Origin of the sequence: Ferrimonas futtsuensis DSM 18154 (assembly GCF_000422645.1) — a bacterium.
Taxonomy (GTDB): Bacteria; Pseudomonadota; Gammaproteobacteria; order Enterobacterales; family Shewanellaceae; genus Ferrimonas; species Ferrimonas futtsuensis.
The window spans coordinates 18,478-40,345 of record NZ_AUGL01000002.1 but is presented as its reverse complement, the minus strand read 5'-3'; the positions used below and the strand labels follow the sequence as shown (position 1 = coordinate 40,345).

Annotated in this window: 18 protein-coding genes; 5 read left to right on the top strand and 13 right to left on the bottom strand. The window is 60.1% G+C overall.

Annotated features, from left to right (window positions below):
* The first annotated feature begins 85 nt into the window (after nucleotides 1–85).
* The 3 genes from G505_RS0102205 (at nucleotide 86) to creD (ending at nucleotide 3,609) form a co-directional block, all read left to right on the top strand.
* The gene (locus tag G505_RS0102205) at nucleotides 86–754 is read left to right on the top strand and encodes a response regulator (RefSeq protein WP_028108094.1); all 669 of its coding nucleotides are present in this window, start codon (nucleotides 86–88) and stop codon (nucleotides 752–754) included.
* 22 nt (nucleotides 755–776) lie between these two features.
* Complete coding sequence (creC, locus tag G505_RS0102200) at nucleotides 777–2,219, top strand: two-component system sensor histidine kinase CreC (RefSeq protein WP_028108093.1); 1,443 nt, start codon at nucleotides 777–779, stop codon at nucleotides 2,217–2,219.
* 70 nt (nucleotides 2,220–2,289) lie between these two features.
* Nucleotides 2,290–3,609: a cell envelope integrity protein CreD gene (gene creD, locus G505_RS0102195; protein ID WP_028108092.1), complete on the top strand. Its 1,320-nt coding sequence runs from the start codon at nucleotides 2,290–2,292 to the stop codon at nucleotides 3,607–3,609.
* A gap of 46 nt (nucleotides 3,610–3,655) precedes the next feature.
* Here creD and G505_RS0102190 read toward each other — a convergent pair whose 3' ends face one another.
* The 3 genes from G505_RS0102190 to G505_RS0102180 all read right to left on the bottom strand — a co-directional run bounded on the left by G505_RS0102190 (nucleotide 3,656) and on the right by G505_RS0102180 (nucleotide 6,899).
* Nucleotides 3,656–4,618 (bottom strand): phospholipase A, encoded by a 963-nt coding sequence (locus tag G505_RS0102190; protein ID WP_028108091.1) that lies wholly within the window; start codon nucleotides 4,616–4,618, stop codon nucleotides 3,656–3,658.
* 109 nt (nucleotides 4,619–4,727) lie between these two features.
* On the bottom strand, nucleotides 4,728–6,107 hold the full coding sequence (locus tag G505_RS0102185; protein WP_028108090.1) for a methyl-accepting chemotaxis protein: 1,380 nt from the start codon (nucleotides 6,105–6,107) through the stop codon (nucleotides 4,728–4,730).
* A gap of 147 nt (nucleotides 6,108–6,254) precedes the next feature.
* Nucleotides 6,255–6,899, bottom strand: a complete 645-nt coding sequence (locus G505_RS0102180) for a DUF3313 domain-containing protein (RefSeq protein WP_245568321.1) — start codon at nucleotides 6,897–6,899, stop codon at nucleotides 6,255–6,257.
* 85 nt (nucleotides 6,900–6,984) lie between these two features.
* Between G505_RS0102180 and G505_RS0102175 the strand changes: the two genes are divergently transcribed.
* Together G505_RS0102175 and G505_RS0102170 are read left to right on the top strand one after the other, a co-directional pair.
* Nucleotides 6,985–8,277, top strand: coding sequence for a DASH family cryptochrome (locus G505_RS0102175; protein ID WP_028108088.1), 1,293 nt, complete (start codon nucleotides 6,985–6,987; stop codon nucleotides 8,275–8,277).
* Nucleotides 8,274–9,818 carry a cryptochrome/photolyase family protein gene (locus tag G505_RS0102170; protein ID WP_028108087.1) on the top strand — a complete coding sequence of 515 codons (1,545 nt, stop codon included), beginning with the start codon at nucleotides 8,274–8,276 and terminating at the stop codon, nucleotides 9,816–9,818. The genes G505_RS0102175 and G505_RS0102170 overlap by 4 nt, the downstream gene beginning before the upstream one ends.
* A gap of 115 nt (nucleotides 9,819–9,933) precedes the next feature.
* Here G505_RS0102170 and G505_RS0102165 read toward each other — a convergent pair whose 3' ends face one another.
* The 10 genes from G505_RS0102165 to apt all read right to left on the bottom strand — a co-directional run bounded on the left by G505_RS0102165 (nucleotide 9,934) and on the right by apt (nucleotide 21,818).
* Nucleotides 9,934–11,235, bottom strand: a complete 1,302-nt coding sequence (locus G505_RS0102165; RefSeq protein ID WP_028108086.1) for an inosine/guanosine kinase — start codon at nucleotides 11,233–11,235, stop codon at nucleotides 9,934–9,936.
* Between the two features lie 146 nt (nucleotides 11,236–11,381).
* Nucleotides 11,382–12,368: a ferrochelatase gene (gene hemH, locus G505_RS0102160; RefSeq protein WP_028108085.1), complete on the bottom strand. Its 987-nt coding sequence runs from the start codon at nucleotides 12,366–12,368 to the stop codon at nucleotides 11,382–11,384.
* Between the two features lie 149 nt (nucleotides 12,369–12,517).
* Nucleotides 12,518–13,162, bottom strand: a complete 645-nt coding sequence (gene adk / locus G505_RS0102155) for an adenylate kinase (RefSeq protein ID WP_028108084.1) — start codon at nucleotides 13,160–13,162, stop codon at nucleotides 12,518–12,520.
* Nucleotides 13,163–13,466: 304 nt separating this feature from the next.
* Nucleotides 13,467–14,321: a tetratricopeptide repeat protein gene (locus tag G505_RS0102150; protein WP_028108083.1), complete on the bottom strand. Its 855-nt coding sequence runs from the start codon at nucleotides 14,319–14,321 to the stop codon at nucleotides 13,467–13,469.
* Nucleotides 14,322–14,368: 47 nt separating this feature from the next.
* A complete protein-coding gene (gene htpG, locus G505_RS0102145; RefSeq protein WP_028108082.1) occupies nucleotides 14,369–16,276 on the bottom strand; it encodes a molecular chaperone HtpG in 1,908 nt (635 codons plus the stop codon).
* 296 nt (nucleotides 16,277–16,572) lie between these two features.
* A complete protein-coding gene (locus G505_RS0102135; RefSeq protein ID WP_028108080.1) occupies nucleotides 16,573–17,403 on the bottom strand; it encodes a hypothetical protein in 831 nt (276 codons plus the stop codon).
* Nucleotides 17,404–17,591: 188 nt separating this feature from the next.
* Nucleotides 17,592–18,191 carry a recombination mediator RecR gene (gene recR / locus G505_RS0102130; RefSeq protein ID WP_028108079.1) on the bottom strand — a complete coding sequence of 200 codons (600 nt, stop codon included), beginning with the start codon at nucleotides 18,189–18,191 and terminating at the stop codon, nucleotides 17,592–17,594.
* On the bottom strand, nucleotides 18,191–18,520 hold the full coding sequence (locus G505_RS0102125; RefSeq protein ID WP_028108078.1) for a YbaB/EbfC family nucleoid-associated protein: 330 nt from the start codon (nucleotides 18,518–18,520) through the stop codon (nucleotides 18,191–18,193). The genes recR and G505_RS0102125 overlap by 1 nt, the downstream gene beginning before the upstream one ends.
* Nucleotides 18,521–18,754: 234 nt before the next feature.
* Complete coding sequence (gene dnaX, locus G505_RS0102120; RefSeq protein WP_028108077.1) at nucleotides 18,755–21,160, bottom strand: DNA polymerase III subunit gamma/tau; 2,406 nt, start codon at nucleotides 21,158–21,160, stop codon at nucleotides 18,755–18,757.
* A 112-nt stretch (nucleotides 21,161–21,272) separates the two neighbouring features.
* Entirely contained in the window at nucleotides 21,273–21,818 is a 546-nt protein-coding gene (gene apt, locus G505_RS0102115; RefSeq protein WP_028108076.1) for an adenine phosphoribosyltransferase, read from the bottom strand.
* Nucleotides 21,819–21,868: the final 50 nt, after the last annotated feature.

Here is a 21,868-nt window from a genome sequence, read left to right as displayed (position 1 = left end):
GAACCATGGGCGCAGCACGTCCGGTTGCCGAATTCCCCCAATAAATGAGTATAATCCCTGAACAGATCGAATAAAGAGTAACACCTTGAAAATTCTGATTATCGAAGATGAGCCCGCCATCGCCGACACCCTGATTCATGTGCTGGAGATGGAGGGGTTCCAAACCCTGTGGCACACCACTGCCCAGCAGGGGCTGACCGCCATACGGCAGGGCGCCGCGGATCTGGTGGTGCTGGACGTCGGGCTGCCGGACATGAGTGGTTTTGAACTGTGCAAGCAGATCCGCTCCTTTTCCACCCTGCCCATTATCTTCCTCACCGCTCGAAGCGATGAGATAGACAGGGTGGTGGGTTTGGAGATCGGTGCCGATGATTATGTCACCAAGCCCTTCAGCCCCAGAGAAGTCCTGGCCAGAGTCAAACTCCGATTACGGGCCAGGCCCCAGCCAGACCAGGCGGAAATGTCCGATGATCTCCGCGCAGAGAACTACGACTACTGGAGGCGGGAAACGCCGCTTAGCCTGACCATGGTGGAGTATCGAATCTTCCACAAACTGGTTGAGTCGGTCGAGCGGGTGCTGAGTCGAGAGCAGCTGATGGACGCGGCGCAGATGCCGGCGGAGGCGGCCTACGAGCGCAACATCGACTCCCACATTAAGGCGATTCGTGCCAAGCTCAAACCCTTTGGCCTGGAGGGACGAGTCCGCACCAAGAGGGGCTTTGGCTACCTCTACAGCATCAGGAATGAACACTGATGATCCCCATTGAGGCAAACCGATGAGACGCTGGCCAAGAATCCCCCTGGGTCTGCGCCTGTTTCTGCTGTTTCTGCTGCCCGTGGCCCTCACCGGCTACCTGGTCACCAAATCGGTGATCCAGGAGCTCAAACCGACGGTGCGCCAGGCCACCGAAGAGACCCTGGTGGACGTCGCCAACCTGTTGGCGGTGCTGGCCGCCGAGGAGATGAGCCAGGGCGAGCTGGGCCAGAGCCGCTTTGCCGAGCTGATCGCCGCCTATGGCCTCCGCCAGCCCAAGGCCCGTATCTGGGAGTTCGGCAAAAAATCCATCAGCCACCGCATCTATGTCACCGACCGCAACGGCCAGGTGGTCGCCGACTCCTGGCAGCAGGACATCGGTGCCGACTTCTCCCAGTGGAATGACGTCTACCTGACCCTGCGCGGTCAGTACGGTGCCCGCAGTACCGCCCTGGACCCGGACGATCCCCTCTCCACCGTGATGCATGTGGCCGCCCCCATCTATGACGGCACAGAGATCATCGGCAGTGTCACCGTGGCCAAGGCCAACCGTTCAGTCCAGCCCTTCATCGACCTGTCCAAACGCAAGGTGCTGCTCTGGCTGGTGCTGATGACCACACTGGTGCTGCTGGCGGGCGCCCTGGTCTCCTGGCGCATCAACACCGCCCTGAGTCGGCTCGAGCACTACGCCCGGCAGATGGGACGAGGCGAGAAGGCGGACAAACCCCGCTTTCGGATGTTTTTCGAGTTCGGCGCCCTGAGCAATGCCCTGGAGACCCTGCGCACCCAGCTCGATGGCAAGCAGTATGTGGAGGAGTATGTTCAGACCCTGACCCATGAGCTCAAGAGCCCGTTGTCGGCCATTCGCGGCGCCGGCGAGATTCTGCAATCCCCGCTGCCGGAAGCGAAACGGCTGAAGTTTGCCGGCAACATCGAGCGGGAGAGTACCCGGATGCAGCAACTGGTGGAGAGGCTGTTGGAACTGGCCAAGCTGGAAACAATGCCCCAGCTGGACCAGCGCCAGACTCTGGCGCTGGGTGAACTGCTAAAGCCTGTGATTCAGAGCGCCTCTGCCCGACTTGAGCAAGGGCAGCTGAATCTTGAAGTCGACATACCGGACGACGCCCAACTGCGAGGCGATCCCTTCCTGTTGCGCCAGGCCCTGTTCAACCTGATGGACAACGCCCTGGCGTTTGTTCCTCAGCGAGGCTTGCTGAAATGGCAGGCCACACGAGAGCAACATTCATGGCGAGTCTCGCTGTTCAATCAGGGGCCGGCCATCCCCGACTATGCCCTGCCCAGACTGACTGAGCGCTTCTTCTCCCTGCCCAGAGAGCATGGTCAGAAGAACACCGGACTGGGGCTGAACTTTGTCGCCCAGGTGGCCAAGCTTCATGGTGCCGATCTGGCCATAGAAAACGTGGAGGGCGGGGTCCGCGTCAGCCTGATTTTCCCAACTCCATAAACTCTCCATACTGGCTCCACTCTCTCTCCAACTTCCCCCGTTAAAGTGGAAAAAAACAAGGAGAGCAGAGATGAAATCGATCTTTAAAAACAACATCAGCACCAAATTTGGCTACATAGTGCTGCTGTTTATCTTGCTGCAGATCCCCCTGAACCTGATCAGTGGCATCTCCAGCGAACGGGCCCAACGACAGCAGGAGGTGCGAGACGAAATCGCCAGCAGCAGCGCCGGCGAACAGCAATTGATGGGGCCCCTGGTCCACATTCGTTATCTGGACCCCAAAGAACGGGACACGCGCGGCCGCCCTCTGGCCAGACAAAAACTGATTCTGCCCAAACGCTTCCAGCTGGATGCCCAGATGCTCACCCACGAAAAATACCGGGGGATCTACACCGCCCGCCTCTATCAGGCCGATGCCCAGATTCAGGGGCAGTTCGATCTCTCCTGGCTAAGCACCCTGGCCAGCGATGACATTCAGTCAGTGTCTCTGGTGATGGCCATCAGCGACAGCCGTGGCATCGGCGACCTCAGCCCCCTTAGCCTGGGCGGCCAGAAACTGGCCATGAAACCAGGCACCGGCCTGAGGTCCTGGCCTCAGGGGATCGGTACCGAGCTGCCCCTGGCCACTCTGGACATCACCCAGCCTGTCCCTTTCTCGTTGAACCTGACCCTGGGCGGCATGGAGTCCCTGAAGGTCACCCCGGTGGGGGAGCTGTCTTCCCTGAGCCTCAACTCCCCCTGGCCCCACCCCAGCTTTGTCGGCGATTACCTGCCGGTGGCCTCCTCGGTCGGTGATACCGGCTTCACCGCCCAGTGGAAGACCAATAACTTCTCCACCAACATCGAACCATTGATGCTGAATTGCCTGGAGAACAGTGGCCAATGCAGCGCCTTGCACGGGAGGCAGATGGGCGTAAGACTGATCGACCCTGTGGACCACTATCTGAAGTCCCACCGGGCCATCAACTACGCCGTACTGGTCATCGCCCTGGTGTTCGCCACCTTCTTCCTGCTGGAGCTGCTGCAATCCCGGCCCATTCACCCCATTCAGTACAGCTTTGTGGGGCTGGCCCTGGCCCTGTTTTACCTGCTGCTGCTCTCCCTGAGCGAGCACATCGGCTTCAACCTGGCTTATGCGGCCGCCTCCCTGGCCTCTGTCGCCCTCTTGGGCAGCTATGTGGCCGGAATTCTGGGCAACCGCCAGGGTACCCTGTTCTCATTCTGCCTGGTGCTGCTCTATGGCCTGCTGTTCGGCCTGCTCCAGGCGGAAAGCTACGCCCTGCTAATGGGCTCCATACTCTGTTTCGCGGTGCTGAGCCTGCTGATGATGATGACCCGAAAGGTCAACTGGTATGGCAAAACCGCCACTGCGCCCTCGCAGGGGGACTGAGACAACAAAGCCGCCCATCCGGGGCGGCTTTGCCTGTGTGACGCTGCTAGAGGATGGGGGTCATCTCCAGCCCGATGCCGATACGGTTGGAGCGGACGTTGTAGTCGATGAGACTTTCGCCATAACCGTAAAAATACTGCACATATCCCCGCACCTTGTTGCCGATGGGGAAGCTCCAACCCAGCTCCACCGCTCCACGATTGTCATCGAAGTCCAGGTTATTGCGGAACAGGCCACTGAAGGTATGATCCTCATACTTGTAGACCACGCCGAGTTCGCCATAGCCCAGGTAATCGAGGATGTCCGGGTTGTCGTCCCCCTTGGAGTCTTCCGGAGACTCCTTCTCAACCTCTGGCAATCGGTACCAGGCTTTGGACAGCACGGTCCACTCATCCTTCTCAAACACCAGGGTGCCGATGATGCGGTTCCAGGAGCGGCTTTTCTCGCCATTTTGACCGTTGGACTGGTGGTTGATCCCCAGCCCCCAGAACGGCACCTGCCACTCACCCAACTGCCAGCCGGCTCGCTGCACCCAGAACAACTCAGGTTCGTGGTTAGTCTCCCTGAAGGGCGCCGAGTAATCGCTGTTGTAGGCCTGCCACCAGCTCTGGTTGGTGTAGGCAAAGAACAGCCGGCCGCTCTCATTCAGCAGGGGCACCGTCAGGGGCATCTTGAAACTGAACTGGAACTTCATCTCCATATGCTGCAGCGGCAGCTCATCCGGGTCGAAGGGGGCCTGATTGGGCGTCTGGTTGTAACTGAAGGGCAGGATGTAGTTATTTTTGTGAGCCGTCAGGCTGAAGTCGGAGGCGTTACTGATGCGCTCCTCGGCGATGCGGTGCTCCAGGGCACTGTCGTGAAGCTCTCGCCCGGGATTCAGCTTCTCCTCACAGATGACCCTCAACTCGGCAACGGTAACGTCACCCTTGGCCTCTTTTACCGCACTCAACAAACAGGCATCCATATCGCTCATCTGGGGGGCTGCCGCCAGCATCAGCAGGGATAGCATGACATTTCCTTTTTAAACTCAGTTCATTAACACCTATGGTATCAGATGTTGCCTCTGGGGCCAGACACAAAAAAGCCGCCTTGCGGCGGCTCTGCTTCGACAGACAGGCCTAGGCCTTGAGGTCTTTTACCAAGCCCTCAATCACCGTCGCCTGCTGGGCAATACGCTCCACATTGGAGGCACTGTCGCGAATCATCCCCACCACTTCATGGGACTGGGTACGCACCCGCTCCAGGCTGGCAGCGATTTCGGCGGCCACACTGCCCTGCTGGGTCGCCGCGGCGGCGATCTCGGCGCTGCGATCGGAGATGGTGACGTTCAGGCCGCTGATCTGCTCAATCTCACCATGGACCGCAGCCATCAACGCCTGGCTCTGGTGGGCATTGTTCACCGTGCTCTCGGTCACCTGCAGCAGACCTTTACTGTGGTTCTGCAGCCCTTCCACCATCCCCTGGATCTCCACGGTCGCCTGCTGAGTGCTGCTGGCCAGAGTGCGAACCTCATCAGCCACCACGGCGAAGCCCCGGCCCTGCTCTCCGGCACGGGCGGCCTCAATGGCGGCATTGAGCGCCAGCAGGTTGGTCTGCTCACTGATGGCATTAATGGTGGTCAATACCTTACCAATCTCGACGGTACTGGCATCCAGATCGGTGACGGCACGCTGAGCCTGTTCAATCTCCTCGGCCAGGCTGGCGATGGCACCACGGGTCTGGTCCACCTTCTGCTGCCCCTGGCTGGAGGCCTGAGCCGCGTCCTGGGTCAGGGTGGAGGAGTCTTCGGAGTGGGCGGCCACCTCTCGAATCGAGGCTTCCATCTCCACACTGGCACCGGCAAGGCCGTCGATCTGAGACTGCTGGTCTTCCGCCAGCACCTCGGACTGTTGACTCATGGCCGCCAGTTCATCGCCAATATTGGTCAGCAGAGACGCGGCGTTCTTCATCTCCAGCACCAACTGCTGCTCGCGCTCGGTCACCTTGTCGATGGTGATCGCCAGCAGACTGAACTCATCCCGTACCGGGAAGTAATTGAGTCGCTGTACCAGGTCACCGTCGGCCAGGTTATTCAGTGCCTTATAGGTACTGAACATGGCTCCGCCAATAAAGGTCATGATGTAGTAACTGGTCATCAGGCTCAGCAGCAGCAGGGTGCCCAGCAGGACCCACTGCCAGCCGGAGACCTGGCTGAGCAGTCCGGGCTGAGTGTCCGCCACCACCTGGTAGTTGCTGCCCTGCCCCTCGACCCGCAAACCGCTCTCCTTAAGCAGAGTCCGGGCCTCATCGGCAGACACCGAGCTGGCACTCAGCAGTTGGGACACCAGTTGTTGCTGTTGCAGACTGTCCAGTTTCTGTGACTGGTTGGATTGGTGGGTCAGGACCCAGCCGGCAAACAACAGGGTAATCAGGGGAAGCAGGAACAGGAGGTAAAATTTCTCTCTCAGGTTCAGGTGGATAAGCCATTTATCCACCCAACGGAAGGCAACTTCTTTCATTCCGACCACTCTCAGAATTCGACTAAGAAACAGACCAGCAAGAGACACGAATGCGCATATACCGATCCCCTAAAACCCAGCCAGTATATAACGTTGCTGTTACAAGAAAAGCCCGACCTGTATCTAATTTAATTTCCTTGTTGTATTTCAGTTACTTTCTCGAAAGGTTTGCCCCAATCTTTCGATCCACCAGTCGATGGCCCCTTTGATGCCGGCAATGGGGTCCACCAGGTTGTCCAGATCCTTGTCCCCCTGACGCCGGTCGATGGCGGCCACCAAGGGTTGTCCTGTGGCACCGTCCCTCACCAGCAGTTCCACCGTGCCCTCACCCACATTGGTGTGCTCACCGGTCACCACCTTGGACAGGGTCGAGATCCCCAGGCCCACAGGCAACAGGGTGCTGGTTACCGCCAATATGGGGTTCGGGGTTTCGATATTGGTCAGGGCCAGGCTCAGCCTCAGAGTCTGGGCGTCCGCCGTCTCCACCTGGGTGAATCGACCCTCAAGACGCTCTAACAACGCCTGGGTCAGATACTCGGTCAATTCCGCCACCTGCTCGTCATCCAGTGGATAGTCTTCATCCACCACCACCCACACCTGGTCCAACTTGATTTTGTTGTAGTTTTTCAGTTTGTCTCTGAAAGTTTCCATGGAATTGATCCCTTTACCCGCCCACACCAGATCGACACCACCAGGTGGACCGGGGCGGAAATCATCGAACCCCTGGAACAGGGCATGACCATTATTTTCGGGTGTTGCGGCACAACCCAGCAGGATTGTGGTCAATAGCATAGGAAGGATCCGTTTCATGGAGTCACCGTAGACAGACAGAGAAGAGCCGCAATCTTACTTAATTGGCAAGAGCAGTGAAACTTAAATGACTATTTTGGTGCTGTTTGAACACAATTTGAGGCTGGATGACAATCCGTTGCTGGCCAGGGCCACTCAACTCGGTGGGCAGATGCTGTGCGTCGCCCTGGGAGACCCTCTGGGCCAGCCTGGCCCCTACGGCCTAAACAGAATTGGTCACCGTCGCCAGCACTTTCTACACCAGGCCCGCCAGGAGTTGCACGACGCACTGACCAGGCTGGGACAACAACTGGTGCTGATTCGACAGCCGGCCATTCCGGCCCTGTCACGGTTGATTGAACGCCACAGGGTCACTCACCTGGTCAGGCAGCGCCCCCTGGCCAGCGACGAACAGGCACTGAGCTGGCACCTCACTCGCCGCCATCCCGGCCTCACTCTGGAATATGTTGATGGTCACACCCTGTTCCAGCTGGAGCAGCTTCCCTTTGACATAGACAGGCTTCCCTCCAGCTACAGCGCGTTTCGCCGCGCCCTGCTGCCCATAGAGGTCAAAACACCGCTTCCTGTCCCCCAGCGCCTGCCCGGCTCACCACCGGAGGTGACCCCCTGGCCCCACATCCGCCAGCACAGACTCCGGCCCTTTATTGGCGGCGAATCGCAGGGGCAGAGGCAGCTGGCTCACTATCTGGACGGTCCGGCCCCCGGGCACTACAAGGAAACCCGCAACGACCTGGAGGGATGGCAGAACTCCGCCAAGTGGTCTCCCTGGCTGGCCGCAGGGTGCCTCTCGCCCCGCCGCATCTGGCAGGCGCTGTGTCACTACGAACAGAATTGGGGCGCCAACGCCTCCACAGAGTGGCTGAAACGGGAGCTGTTATGGCGGGAGTATTTCCAGTGGTACGCCCTGAAATGGGGCCGACGGCTGTTCCAGGTGAGTGGCATCGGTCAGAAACGACCGCTCACCAGCTTCTACCCGACCCGGTTCAGCCAGTGGTGCCAGGGCAGCACCCCCTACCCGCTGGTCAACGCCTGCATGCATGAACTCAACGAGACCGGCTACCTCTCCAATCGAGGCCGTCAGCTGGTGGCCAGCGCTCTGGTGAATGAACTGCAACTGGACTGGCGCTGCGGCGCCGCCTACTTCGAGCAGCAGCTTATCGACTACGACGTCGGCAGCAACTGGGGAAACTGGCAGTACATCGCCGGTGTCGGCGCCGATCCCCGTGGGGGACGCCATTTTGATCTGAACAAACAGAGCCAGTTGCACGACCCCAAAGGGCATTACACCCACAAGTGGCGAGGCGACACCCCTGTGGCGCTCACGGAAAGCCCCGTTGACTGGCCGGGGGAGGCGTCATGACCTCCACCCTCAGGCTGATCCTCGGGGATCAACTCAATACTCACCACTCCTGGTTCGAGCAGGTCGACCCCAACTGCCTCTATCTGATGGCCGAACTGAAGCAGGAGACCGGCTACGTCCGCCATCACCTGCAGAAAGTGGCCGCCATCTTCCTGGCCATGGAGGCCTTTGCCCGTCACCTGCGAGCCCAGGGCCACCAGGTGCTGCACCTGACCCTGGACGAAACCCAGAGATTCGACTCCCTGCCCCAATTGCTGATGCACCACTGTGCCCTCCACGAGATCACCAGGCTGCAGTATCAGTCTCCCGATGAGTTTCGTCTGGAGCAGCAACTGGCACAGATGTGCCTGCCGGGAATCGAGGTCGAGTCTGTCGAGAGCGAACACTTCCTGCTGCCCCGTTCGGTGCTCGGCGACTACTTTCCCGCAGACCGTCCGATGAAGATGGAAACCTTCTACCGCCGGATGCGTCGGGAGCAGGATCTGTTGATGGATGGAGACCAGCCCAAGGGCGGGCACTGGAACTACGATGCCCGAAACCGAAACCCCATCAGCGATATGGAAGCCCTGGCGGTCCCCAGCCCCTGCCTGTTTGCCAATGACTGCCGCGCCGCTCTTATACGGATAGAGCGCCACGGCGTAGAGACCCTGGGGCGCTGCCCTGAGCAGCTGATCTGGCCGGTAACCCGACTGCAGGCATTGCAGCAGCTTCAGCACTTCTGCCGCTTTCTGCTGCCGCACTTTGGTCAGTTTCAGGACGCCCTGACGGAGAGCGGCCCCTACGCCTGGACCCTGTATCACGCCCGACTCTCCTTCGCCCTCAACACCAAGATGCTCCACCCCATGGAGGTGATCCGGGCGGCCATCGCCGCCCATGAACATCACCCGCAAGAGGTGGCACTGACTCAGGTCGAGGGGTTTGTCCGTCAGATTCTCGGCTGGCGGGAGTATGTCAGGGGGATCTACTGGAGCAAGATGCCCGACTACGAGCGCCTGAACGAGCTGGAGGCCCACCGGCCCCTACCCTCCTGGTTCTGGAACGGCGAGACCCGGATGCGATGCCTGTCCCAGGCCATCGGCCAGTCGCTGGACTACGGCTACGCCCATCACATCCAACGACTGATGGTCACCGGCACCTTCTGTCTGCTGGCGGGCATCGCCCCGGATGAGGTGGACCAGTGGTACCTGGGGATCTACGTCGACGCCTTCCAGTGGGTCGAACTGCCCAATACCAGGGGAATGAGTCAATACGCCGACGGCGGCGTACTGGCCACCAAGCCCTATGCCGCCAGTGCCAACTACCTCAACAAGATGGGTAACCATTGTCGCCAGTGCGCCTACGACCCCAAAGCCAAAGTGGGTGACAACGCCTGTCCCTACAACAGCCTCTACTGGCATTTTATCAACCGTCACAGCGAACGCTTCGCTCACCACCCCAGGATGGGGATGATCTACCGTCACTGGTTCGGTATGGATCCGGATCAGCAGCAAGCGGTGCTGGCTCAGGCCGAGAATTACCTAAACGGCCTTGATGAGCTATGAAGAGTGCGTCCTGTCATCAGCCCCAGCATGACTTGAAAACACAGATTGCTTATCCCAGGGTTGATCCATAAAAAAACCCGGCACAAGCCGGGCTTTTGTTGATGCAGGAAACGGATTAACGCTCCCAGTAGGCCTCTTCCAGGCTGTCCTCTCGCTCAGGCAACGCCCTGGACAGTCGCGGAGAGTGCTGGGCCAGCACCTCGTAGCTCACCCGGTTGGCGTACTTGCAGATCTGAGAGAAGGAGGAGTAACACAGCCCATCATAACGATGCTTGCTGGAGGTGGGCAGGTTCTTCTTGTGGTAGAAATTGGCCGCCATGTCGTGCAGCAGGGCCGACAGGGCGCCGTCACCGGCACCGTTGGTGTTGCGGATCTTCTCCGGGCCGCCCATAAAGGGAGCGATGTGGGAGAACACCTTCAGCGGCTGCTCGCAGTCCTCTTTGCGCATGGGGCGGGAGAACTCGTACTGGTTGAACTCGGGGATGGAGCCTGGCAGCAGGGTGTGGCTGGTGGGGCGCTTCACCTCGTCGCTGGAGTAACCGGCCATGTACAGGCCGGCAGGACCCGCGGTGCACAGCACCAGGTCACACCACTCCAGGGTCTGTTCACAGGCCAGCAGGATATCGCGCTTACCGGTCAGGGCTTCCGCCTCCTCCTCGTTCATCGCCAGTACGTCCACATGGTCATTGATGAACTGCTGCCACCACTGGGGGTCCTCTTCAATGAGGAAGCGGGTGCCCAGGGTCAGTACCACAGGCACGCCAACCTCTTTGGCGTAGGCGATGGCGGTCATGGCGGCATCGGTAATGGGATCATCACCGGCACGCATCAGGTAGGCGGTCAGCACCAGGGCGGCGCCGCTCTGCACCAGGGTCTTGTCGATGAAACCCGGGGTCAGCTTATCCATGGCGCCCTTGGAGATGGCGAAGGTCCGCTCACCGCACTGGCTGATCAGGGTAAAGCAACGCCCAATGGGGCCGTCCACCGGCTCCAGGTGATTCAGATCCACCCGGCTGGAGGTGGCGCTGAGGTAACGGTAGGCGTAGCTGCCAATCAGGATGTTGCGGCTCATCACCCCAAACAGCACCGAGCGGTCATCCGCCAGAGTGGAGTAGTTGTGCAGGGTATTGCCGATGGTGCCGCCGGCAAACTCGTTGGTGACCAGCGCCTTGCCCTTAAGCTCCTCGTAGAGGGCGTGAGCGGCGGCGTCGTCGATCAGCATGGAGTTGCCTTTGCGCAGTCCGTGGCGGGCGATAAAGTCGTCGTCGACCTTGGCTTCAATGTCCACCAGGGTCTGATCGATACCGGTAATGTGGATGTTCTTTGGACGAATGACCGGATTCAGTTCATTGGTCAGCGGATCACGGGCATCGACAGGAAAATAGTGCTTTGACTTGCGTTGGCCAGGGAATTTCATTGGGCGGTAACCATGGCAGAAAAGGAGCGAAACATCCTTGCTAGTGTAGACCCCGCCTTGCGCCATTGCGCTCCCTGGCGGGGTGACCCTGCCGGACCCGTTACGGGCCCGGATTGGCGCGGGATTCTAGCAGTTGCCGGTAGGGATTACCAGTTCTGCATCTCGGCCTGGATCAACTCAGACATCATCTGGATGTGATCCGGCTCCGCATTGAGACAAGGAATAAACTGGTACGCCTTGCCGCCGGCCTCCATAAACTCCTGTTTGCCCTCGATGGCGATCTCCTCCAGGGTCTCCAGACAGTCCACGGAGAAGGCCGGGGTAATGATGTCGATGGCGGTCACCCCCTGTTTCGGCAGGGCTTCCAGAGTTTCATCCGTGTAGGGAGTCAGCCACTCCTCCTTGCCGAAACGGCTCTGGAAGCAGGCCATCCACTGCCCCCGGGACAGCCCCAGGCGCTCCGCCACCAGTTCGGCGGTGCGCAGACACTGGCTCTGATAGATGTCCCCCTCATCCACGAAGCGCTTTGGCACCCCGTGGAAGGAGAGCAGCAGCTTCTGACCGCGCCCCTTCTTATTCCAGTGCTCCAGTATGCTGCCGGCCAGGGCACTGATGTAGGCGGGGTGGTCGTGGTAATCACGCACCAATCGGGTGTGGGGAATCGTGCGCATCCGGGCAAACTCCGCCGCCAGGCCATCGAATACCGCGCCGGTGGTGGAGCAGGAGTACTGGGGAAACAGTGGCAGCACCACCACCTTGTCGCACCCCTGAGCCTTGAGGCTCTCCAGACCGTCGCTGAGGGACGGAGAACCATAGGTCATCCCCAGGGCCACCGGCACCTTGATGCCCATATCCTGCTGCAGCCTGGCTTCCAATGCCTTCTGCTGCTCCAGAGAGATCACCATCAGTGGCGATCCCTGCTCCTGCCACACCTTCTGATACGCTTTGGCCACTTTCTTGGGGCGGAAGGTCAGCACGATGCCGTTGAGGATGGGCCACCACTGCCAGCGGGGCAGATCCACCACACGGGGATCGCTGAGAAACTGCTTGAGGAAGGCGCGAACCGCGCTGGGAGTCGGGGCATCGGGCGTCCCCAGGTTAACCAGCAGAACGCCAGTAGTGCTCTTGTCCATCAATGAAACCTATCCAAAATTGGCCTGACGCCAGTATACGTGAGACTGCAGAGTTTGGTTTAACAATTGCCTGAATAGACAACGAAAAAAGCCCGCTGTTCGCGGGCTTTTCGAAAAGAATCACATTTTGTGTTTCCGTCGGCGGCAGCTTAGGCCAGCAGCTCGGCGATCTGACCAGACACCTCGGTCACGGCCTGGGTACCGTCCAGCTTGTGGTACTGGTTCAGGCCCTGCTCGGCAGCGGCGCTGTAGTAGTCCACCAGAGGCTTGGTCTGCTCGTGGTAAACGGACAGACGCTTGCGTACAGTGGCTTCTTCGTCGTCGGCGCGGATCACCAGCTCTTCGCCGGTGACGTCATCTTTGCCTTCCGCCTTGGGCGGGTTGTACACCACGTGGTATACACGACCGGAGCCAGGGTGCACGCGACGACCGCTCATGCGCTCTACGATCACCTCGTCGGCCACGTCGAACTCAATCACATGATCCACGCTGATGCCGGCGTCCTTCATGGCGTCGGCCTGAGGCAAGGTGCGGGGGAAACCATCCAGCAAGAAACCGTTTACACAGTCATCCTGTGCAATACGCTCCTTAACCAGGCCGATGATGATCTCATCGGAAACCAGTTGACCTGCGTCCATCACCTTCTTGGCTTCCAGACCCAGGGGGGTACCAGCCTTGATGGCGGCTCGCAGCATGTCACCGGTGGAGATCTGGGGAATCCCATACTTCTCCATAATGAATTGGGCTTGAGTTCCCTTTCCGGCGCCCGGCGCTCCCAACAGGATAATGCGCATTCGACAGTCCTCTCACTATTTCTCTTGACTTCTGATCCGGCGATCTTGGCACAGCCCAAGGTGGATGTGAAGGGCAGTTAAGGTAGACTTTTGGTTAATTCAGCGCGATATAGTTCACTGATGGTCAAAATTCATTAACTTTAATGCCATAACCGCACTGGCAATCAGTGGTAGGGTTATTATTAGGGGCAAATCTTAGGGACTGTTTCTCTTTGCTGAGCAGTTTTGCTGCCTCACCAAAGAACAACAGACCCTAATAAGCCGAGCGTAGGCTCGGCTTCACGATTTTGACGGTTTTGCAGCACTAATACAACAGGCTGTACAATTTTCTGCGGTATTGGTTGGCCACAGGGTCGCCCTGCCCCAATGCGTTCACAATGTCCATAAAGACGCGCCGGGCTTCGCCGTCGGCGGCGGTCATGTTGCCCTTGAGCAGGGCAAACAGCGCCTCCAGAGACTCCTCCTGGCGCCCCGCCTGATTCAGGGCCACCGCCAGTTCGACCACCACCTCCGGCTGATCCGGATTGGCCTCGAGCTTGGTCTGCAGTGCGCGGATCTCCGGGGTGTCCGCCGCCTGCTGGGCCAGCTCCAGCTGGGCCATCAGCACCCGGTACTGGCTGTCCTGATCCGCCATGGGGATGGTCTCCAGCAGCACCTCTGCTTCACCGGGACGCCCCAGTTGCAGATAGGCTTCCGCCAGGGCCAGCTTGAGCTCGCTGTTCTCCTCCAGGGCCAGGGCATCGCGCAGCAGCGGCAGTGCCTCATCCCACAACTTCTGCTCCGCCAGGACTTTAGCCTGCTCCAGTTTCAGTTGCCACAGCTTGGGCAGGTGCTTCTCCAGCATCTGCTCCACCATGGCGTCCGGCTGGGGTCCGGCGAAGCCATCGACACTCTGGCCCTTGCTGAGCACCAGAACGGTCGGCAGCGCCTGGATGCGGAAGTAGCCCGCCAGCTCCATCTGGGTATCACAGTTGACGTTGGCCAGGATGAACTGACCGGCACGCTCGGTGGCCAGACGGGTCAGCAGCGCCGTCACCGGCTGACACTCCGGAGCCTGGGCAGAGAAGAAGTTCAGCACCACAGGCCGGTCCATGGACTGGTCCACCAGCTGCTGAATGTTCTGGGCGTTCGCTTCGAGGATCTGTGCTTGCTGTTGCATATAGGGTCCTGTGGGGCCGGAGGCTGGCTCCGGCCCGGGTTAGGGTATTACTTGGACAGTTCCAGCCACAGGCTGTTCATCTGTGCCACGAACTGAGAGGGATCCTCCAGGCTGCCGCGCTCGGCCAGCATCGCCTGGGACAGCAGCAGTTCGGCCCACTTGCCGAAGCGCTCCTCATCCTGCTCCTGCTCCAGCTTGGCCACCAGCGGATGCTCCAGGTTCAGTTCGAACACCGGCTTCACCTCTGGCACCTCCTGGCCCATCGCCTTCATCATCTTCACCATCTGGCTGGACATGTCCTGGTCAGAGGTCACGATGCAGGAGGGGGAGTCGGTCAGGCGCTGGGAGATCTTCACCTCCTTCACCTTGTCACCCAGAGACTCCTTGAAGCGGGTCAGCAGCGCTTCGTGCTCCTGAGCCTGCTTCTCGGCCTCGGCCTTCTCCTCGTCAGACTCGGGCAGCTGCAGATCGCCCTGGGTCACGGAGATGAGCTGCTTGCCGTCGAACTCGGTGAGGTGGCTCATCAGCCACTCATCGATGCGCTCGGACATCAGCAGCACCTCGATGCCCTTCTTGCGCAGCAGTTCCAGGTGGGGGCTGTTCTTGGCTGCCTGATAGCTGTCGGCAACGATGTAGTAGATCTTCTCCTGGCCTTCGATGGCACGGCTCAGGTACTCCTCCAGGGAGACGGTCTCGGCACTGGAGTCAGTGTGAGTCGAGGCAAAGCGCAGCAGCTTGGCGATCTTCTCCTTGTTGCCGTGGTCCTCGGCAGGCCCCTCTTTCAGCACGTTGCCAAACTCGCCCCAGAACTTCTGATACTTGTCGGCATCGTTGGAGGCCATGCGCTCCAGCATGGTCAGCACCCGCTTGGTCAGGGCGGTGCGCAGGCTCTGGGTCACCTTGTTGTCCTGCAGGATCTCACGGGAGACGTTCAGAGGCAGATCGTTGGAGTCCAGCAAGCCTTTGACGAAACGCAGGTACTGAGGCATGAACTGCTCGGCGTCGTCCATGATGAACACCCGCTGTACATAGAGCTTGAGTCCCTGCTGACGCTCACGGTTCCACAGATCAAAGGGGGCGCGGCCGGGAATGTACAGCAGCGAGGTGTACTCCTGCTTGCCCTCAACCTTGTTGTGTACCCAGGCCAGGGGATCCTCAAAATCGTGGGCGACGTGTTTGTAGAACTCCTGATACTCCTCGTCGGAGATGTCGGACTTGCTGCGGGTCCACAGGGCGGTGGCCTTGTTAACCGCAGTCCACTGGCCCTCGGTGGCAGGGAGGGTCTCGCCATCCTGCTCACGCTCGGGCTCACCCTCCTGCCACATCTCGACCGGGATGGAGATGTGATCGGAGTATTTGCCGATGATGGACTTCAGGCGCCACTCATCCAGGAACTCCTTCTCCTCATCCCGCAGGTGCAGGATGATGTCGGTACCGCGCTGGGCCTTCTCGATGTTGGCCACGGTGAAGTCACCCTCACCGGCGGACTCCCACTGGACCCCGGCATCGGCATCGAAGCCGGCGGCGCGGGAGCGTACGGTCACCTTATCGGCCACGATGAAGGCGGAGTAGAAGCCCACGCCAAACTGGCCAATCAACTGGGAGTCTTTGGCGGCGTCACCGGAGAGCTGGGAGAAGAAATCGGCGGTGCCGGACTTGGCGATGGTGCCCAGGTGCTCAATCACCTCGTCGCGGGTCATGCCGATGCCATTGTCGCTGATGGTCAGGGTACCGGCGTCGGTGTCGACGCTCAGGCGCACCCGCAGTTCACCGTCACCCTGGTAGAGGTCAGCGTCGGACAGGGCCCGGTAGCGCAGTTTATCGGCGGCGTCGGCGGCGTTGGACACCAGCTCGCGCAAGAAGATTTCCTTGTTGGAATACAGAGAGTGGGTCATCAGCTTCAGAAGCTGGGACACTTCGGTCTGAAAACCATGGGTTTCCTGTTGCACGGACATGCTCTATTTCTCCTGGCAGTCTAATTGAATCTGTTCTCTTTCTCAGATGGGGTCGCCCTCAATGATTTCAACCACTCACCGAAGAATTTTAGGGGGGCTTGAGCCCTGATGACCATTTTTGCGGCAATTCTTGTCGAAAAGACGGGGGCCGGCGGAGGCCGGGACGACGATTGTGCCTGGTATCAGAGGAGCTGCGTGCTGAGGGCTGTTGCCTCGCCTTTCTGTCCCCAAGGGGCCGTCTCCAGCCAGGGTTCCTCCGGCGGCAGTGGGGGAGACGCACTGCGTTTGGAGTTACCCTAGGAGATCAGCCACAGGCTGGCGTTCTCATAGACGGACGCGGACAGGGGGATCACCTGCATGCGGCGTTCGCCCACAGGAATGGAGCTGCCGAAGCGACGGGTCACCCTGGTGTTCACTGCCAGAAGATGGGCCCGGGCCAGGATCAAATCGTGCCAGGGGTCCTTAAGCTTGAGGCAGCCCCGGTACCAGCGCAGCGGTCCGTCACTCTCCAGCAACGCCTCCATGGCACGGCTCATAAACACCGGACTGCCATCGGCTCGCACTATGGCCAGGGCGGCATCGTTGTTCACTTTGTCCGCCTGCCACTGACACAGCCTCTGATGCACCTGGTCCGCCAATGCCCGGGCGGTGCGCACCGCCCCTCCCACATGGGATGAGAGGACGCTGAAGCCCGCCTGCTCACCGGCATTGTATTGACGCTGGCGGGCTGTCCGGTTCATGGCAAACAGGGCCGACAGCTCCTTGACGGGATAGACCCGACCAATGGCATGATCCGCCTCCATCTCCCGGTACCAGCGATAGACAGGGCTGGCTTCCAGGCGCGGCTTTATCCTGTCACTCATGCACAGGGCCTCGTCTGGGCGTTGCATCACCACCTGAAAACAGGGATCAAGATGGATCTGCCTCATGTAGCCCTGGAGCAAGTCCTCGAGACCATGGGTGATACAGATCATATGCTGCCCCTGATCAGGTTCACGGGTGGCAGAAAGGAAGACTTTGGAGCCGCCAAAGGCGGGAGAGATGCGATCCAGCAGGTCGTTCCACTGGCCATCGATGGCACTGTCGTAGGCCTGCTCGATCAGGTCAAAAAGTAGGTCGTCGTCCATTACCCCGAATCCATATTATTCCCATGCGTCCGGCATGGGGAGCTGTCTATGCAGCCCATAGTTTTAACGTGTTAGTAGAGGTCTCTCTGTGTGCCCAAGAGTGTAGTTGCCGAATAAAAATCCCGCCACAAAGGGCGGGATTATTTATGCAGTTACTGTCAGATAAGGCTGAAACCTGTGTCAGTACTCTACAGCTCTCTGCGCCCGCTTAACGACAGGGCCAGAGTGGTGCCATCCACATACTCCAGTTCGCCACCCACGGGAACACCATGGGCAATGCGGCTGACGCGGATGCCGCTGCCTTTGCACATATCGGCAATGTACTGAGCGGTGGCCTCCCCCTCAACCGTGGGGTTGGTGGCCAGGATCAGCTCCTTAGGCGCCTCCTCGCGGATCAGCGCTTCCAGCTTATCCAGGCCAATCTCATCCGGACCCAGTCCATCCAGGGGCGACAAGTGCCCCATCAGCACAAAGTAGCGGCCGTCATACTGGCCGCTGGTCTCGATGGCCAGGACGTCGGCCGGCGACTCCACCACGCACACCTGACCGGACGCGCCCCGCTTGGGGTTGGCGCACACCGGACACAGAGACTCCTCGGTGAAGGTGCGACAACGGCCACAGTGGCCCACGTCCGCCATCGCCTTGGACAGAGCCTCACCCAGCTTGTGGCCGGCAGCCCTGTCCCGCTCCAGCAACTGGAATGTCATCCTCTGCGCCGAACGGGGACCCACACCAGGCAGGCACTGCAGGCTTTTGATCAGGTCATCGACCAGGGGACTGAACTTCATTAGAAGGGCATCTTAAAGCCAGGGGGCAGACCCATGCCGCCGGTCAGGGCAGCCATCTTCTCTTTGGAGGTCTCCTCCACACGACGGGCGGCGTCGTTGCAGGCTGCGGCGATCAGATCTTCCAGCATCTCAACCTCATCCTCCATCAGGGAGGGGTCGATCTCGACGCGGCGAACGCTGTGGCTACCGGTCATGGTGACCTTGACCATGCCCGCGCCCGCTTCACCGGTCACTTCCATGGCAGCGATCTCAGCCTGAGCCGCTTGCATCTTCTCTTGCATCTGCTGGGCCTGCTTCATCAGGTTGCCCATACCACCTTTACCAAACATATTCGGTTCTCTCTTTAATGATTGGAGCTCGATACCAACTTCACTAAATACTTGATCACTATGGCTTGTATAAATTGCTCCACTCTACGTTGCGGGGCTTACTGTTAGAAAAACCAGCAGTTGCGCCCCTCGCCTTGATTGAAACAATTTCTCCGGCGCCCTAGGTTGACCACTTACTTAATGACGCTGGTATTAAGGGCCGTATGTTAACGGATTCGTACCCGTTAGCTAAGTTTATTTATAACTGATCGATTCATCGATGAGTTGTGCATCAAATTCTTCCATCAGCCAGCTGACACTGGGGTCCCCCAACAGAGTGACCTTGGCCTGGGCCAGCCGCTCACGGTGCAGGCGACGACGAATCTCCAGCGGGGTTTCCCGTCCTGGCTGCTCGCCGATCTCCACTTCCAGCTCGATGGGTTGCTGCCACAGGGCCACCATTTTCTCCTGGATCTGCCCCATCACACTCTTGTGCATCAGGTGGCGCTGCTCGGGCTTGAGCAACAGGGTGACCCGGTTCTCTTCCCTGTGCATCAGTGAGTTGATCGCCAGTTGCCTGGACCGGGCAGCCACACCCAGATCAAAAATCGCCTGGTACCAGGCCAGATCCTCCGGGTTGCCGGACGGGGTCGGGCCGTCACTGGCCTGCGGCGATGGTGACACCGGTGCCTCGGCTTGTGGAGCCTCGGCTTCTGCTGCTGGCGACCGCACGGGCGTCTCAGGAGGCTGCGGCGGAGCCACGGTCTCAATCTTCGGCTGAGCGGGCGCCTGTTCAACCTTGGGCTGGGTCACCACCGCTTCGTGGCAAGGCGCCGTCTCCTCCGGCTGAGACACGCTGCCATAGTCGCCGTACGCCTCCAGAGGAATGGACTCCGGAACACACTGCTGCTGAACCGGCTGCGGCGCCTTCACAACCGGCTGTGCCTGCGAGGAATCAGAACGGCTCCGGTGCTCAGCGTCAGCCGCGGGCGGCTCTTGTGTGACAGGCTCTGCCTGCTCGGCAGTGGGGCTAGCGGTCTTGCCTCCCCTGGGAGCCGCGCTCACCAGGGGCGCCGGCTTTTTTGATTCCTGCTCCTCGGCCTGTCCCATATTGCTCAGCCGCTCGCGGTTGGCCAGGGCGCGCTCCACCAGGCTCATGGGACCGCTGGCCGCAGCCGGTGCCTGGGCCGGCGCGACCTCAGGGACGGCGCCACTCTGTGGCGGCTGAACACTCTGCTGCTCGGGCGCTGGCTCAGACACTGGCTGAGGGGCTTCCACCGCCGGGGGCTCGGCCTGTGGCGGTTCGCTCGGCTGAGGGGGTTCCTCCAGCGGCGCGAAACCGGGCTGCTCGGCCTCCACCGGCGGCTGGGGCTCGACCTCTGCCACCGGCGCACCACGAAGCTGGTCCGCCTGGTCCAGCAACATCTGCTGCTCGGCAGCCAACACATCCGGATCGCTGCTGCCCACCTGGGCGGGCTGAGCCGCAAGCTGAGGCTGGGGCGCAACCTGAGTCACGGGCGCCTGAGGAGCCATGGCTGCGGGCTGCTCGGTCAATGCCGGTGACAGAGGCGGCACCTCGGTGACCGGAGAGAAAGCCAGGGTACGCAGCAGGGTCATCTCCAGGCCGCTGCGCGGATCCGGCGCCAGGGCCAGATCCCGGCGTCCCTCTGCCAACATCTGGTACCACAGCTGCACCTGTTCACGGCTGAGACGGCTGGCCAGGGGCAGCAGTGCTGCTCCCTGCTCCTGCAACCGGGCCGCATTCACAGAGAACTGGGTCATCGCCAGCGCGTGGAGCAACTCCAGCAGCTGCTTCAGCAGATCGTCGTAGTCCGGTGCAAACTGATCGATCTCCTCCAGGGTGGCCATCATGGCCGCCAGATCTCCGGCCACCAGGGCCTGCAGCAGGCGCAGGCTGTAGCTGGCATCCAGGGTGCCCAGCATCGACTGAACCTCGGCCAGGGCCAGGTCGCCATTACCGTGGGCAATGGCCTGATCGGTCAGGCTCATGGCATCTCGGACACTGCCCCCTGCGGCCTTGGCCAGCAAGTTGATGGCTTCGGGCACAAAGGGCACGGACTCCGCCTGCAACACCCGGCTCAGGTGCTCGGCGATGCGCTCGGCAGGCAAACTCTTGAGGTTGAACTGCAGGCAGCGGGAAAGTACGGTCACCGGCAGCTTTTGCGGATCCGTGGTGGCCAGCAGGAACTTGACGTGCGGAGGCGGCTCCTCAAGGGTCTTGAGCAGCGCGTTGAAACTGTGTCGGGACAGCATGTGTACCTCATCGATGAGATACACCTTGAAGCGACCACGCACCGGCTGATACTGGACGTTGTCCAGAATCTCGCGGGTGTCGTCCACCTTGGTGCGAGAGGCAGCATCGATCTCCATCAGGTCGACAAACCGACCCTGGGCGATCTCCTGGCAGGCGGCACACCGGCCGCAGGGGTTGGCGGTCACCCCCTGTTCGCAATTCAGCCCTTTAGCGAACAGACGGGCGATACTGGTCTTGCCCACCCCGCGGGTGCCGGTGAAAAGGTATGCGTGGTGCAGGCGGTCCTGCTCCAGGGCGTTGGTCAGTGCCTTAAGCACATGTTGCTGACCAACCACCTCTTTAAAACTGGCCGGGCGCCACTTACGCGCCAGAACCTGATAAGCCATGGTATGTCCCGTAAAATCCTTCGAAGGCGATGCTTCGTTAAGAGGTTGATGCTATCACGGGAACCCAGGTACAAAAAAGCCGGGCACATCGCCCGGCTTAGCTAGTCGACCATCAATCTCCGTCAAACTCGCAGAGTTTGGTGATGGTCAGGCCCAGCGCTTCCAGCTTCTGTTCACCGCCCAGGTCAGGCAGGGAGATAACAAAAGCGGAGTGTTCCACTTCGCCGCCCAGGGAGCGGATCAGCTTCACGGTGGCTTCGATGGTGCCACCGGTGGCCAGCAGGTCGTCCACTACCAGGACCTTGTCACCGGCTTCAATGGCATCAACGTGCAGTTCCAGGGTGTCCTGACCATATTCCAGCTCATAGGACTGGCCGATGGTCTTGCGAGGCAGTTTGCCCGGCTTACGTACAGGAACAAAACCCACACCCATAGCGATGGCCAGAGGCGCACCAAACAGGAAGCCGCGCGCTTCGGTGCCGACGATCTTGGTGATGCCACAATCACGGAACTGCTCGACGAACAGGTCGATAGACGCGTTGTAGGCCTCGGCATTCTCCATCAGGGAGGTCACATCACGGAACATGATGCCTGGCTTTGGGTAATCTGGAACGGTTTTGATGCTGTTTTTGATCAGCGTCAGTTTATCTTGGTTCATGGTTAAAGGGCTTACCATTTCGCCGCAGATGCGACGGCAAAAAAACAACA

Excerpts from the sequence above, each read along its gene's own strand:
- creC (WP_028108093.1), top strand. The coding sequence starts at position 777 with ATGAGACGCTGGCCAAGAATCCCCCTGGGTCTGCGCCTGTTTCTGCTG.
- creD (WP_028108092.1), top strand. The coding sequence starts at position 2,290 with ATGAAATCGATCTTTAAAAACAACATCAGCACCAAATTTGGCTACATA.
- G505_RS0102190 (WP_028108091.1), bottom strand. The coding sequence starts at position 4,618 with ATGCTATCCCTGCTGATGCTGGCGGCAGCCCCCCAGATGAGCGATATG.
- G505_RS0102185 (WP_028108090.1), bottom strand. The coding sequence starts at position 6,107 with ATGAAAGAAGTTGCCTTCCGTTGGGTGGATAAATGGCTTATCCACCTG.
- G505_RS0102180 (WP_245568321.1), bottom strand. The coding sequence starts at position 6,899 with ATGCTATTGACCACAATCCTGCTGGGTTGTGCCGCAACACCCGAAAAT.
- G505_RS0102175 (WP_028108088.1), top strand. The coding sequence starts at position 6,985 with ATGACTATTTTGGTGCTGTTTGAACACAATTTGAGGCTGGATGACAAT.
- G505_RS0102170 (WP_028108087.1), top strand. The coding sequence starts at position 8,274 with ATGACCTCCACCCTCAGGCTGATCCTCGGGGATCAACTCAATACTCAC.
- G505_RS0102165 (WP_028108086.1), bottom strand. The coding sequence starts at position 11,235 with ATGAAATTCCCTGGCCAACGCAAGTCAAAGCACTATTTTCCTGTCGAT.
- hemH (WP_028108085.1), bottom strand. The coding sequence starts at position 12,368 with ATGGACAAGAGCACTACTGGCGTTCTGCTGGTTAACCTGGGGACGCCC.
- adk (WP_028108084.1), bottom strand. The coding sequence starts at position 13,162 with ATGCGCATTATCCTGTTGGGAGCGCCGGGCGCCGGAAAGGGAACTCAA.
- G505_RS0102150 (WP_028108083.1), bottom strand. The coding sequence starts at position 14,321 with ATGCAACAGCAAGCACAGATCCTCGAAGCGAACGCCCAGAACATTCAG.
- htpG (WP_028108082.1), bottom strand. The coding sequence starts at position 16,276 with ATGTCCGTGCAACAGGAAACCCATGGTTTTCAGACCGAAGTGTCCCAG.
- G505_RS0102135 (WP_028108080.1), bottom strand. The coding sequence starts at position 17,403 with ATGGACGACGACCTACTTTTTGACCTGATCGAGCAGGCCTACGACAGT.
- recR (WP_028108079.1), bottom strand. The coding sequence starts at position 18,191 with ATGAAGTTCAGTCCCCTGGTCGATGACCTGATCAAAAGCCTGCAGTGC.
- G505_RS0102125 (WP_028108078.1), bottom strand. The coding sequence starts at position 18,520 with ATGTTTGGTAAAGGTGGTATGGGCAACCTGATGAAGCAGGCCCAGCAG.
- dnaX (WP_028108077.1), bottom strand. The coding sequence starts at position 21,160 with ATGGCTTATCAGGTTCTGGCGCGTAAGTGGCGCCCGGCCAGTTTTAAA.
- apt (WP_028108076.1), bottom strand. The coding sequence starts at position 21,818 with ATGAACCAAGATAAACTGACGCTGATCAAAAACAGCATCAAAACCGTT.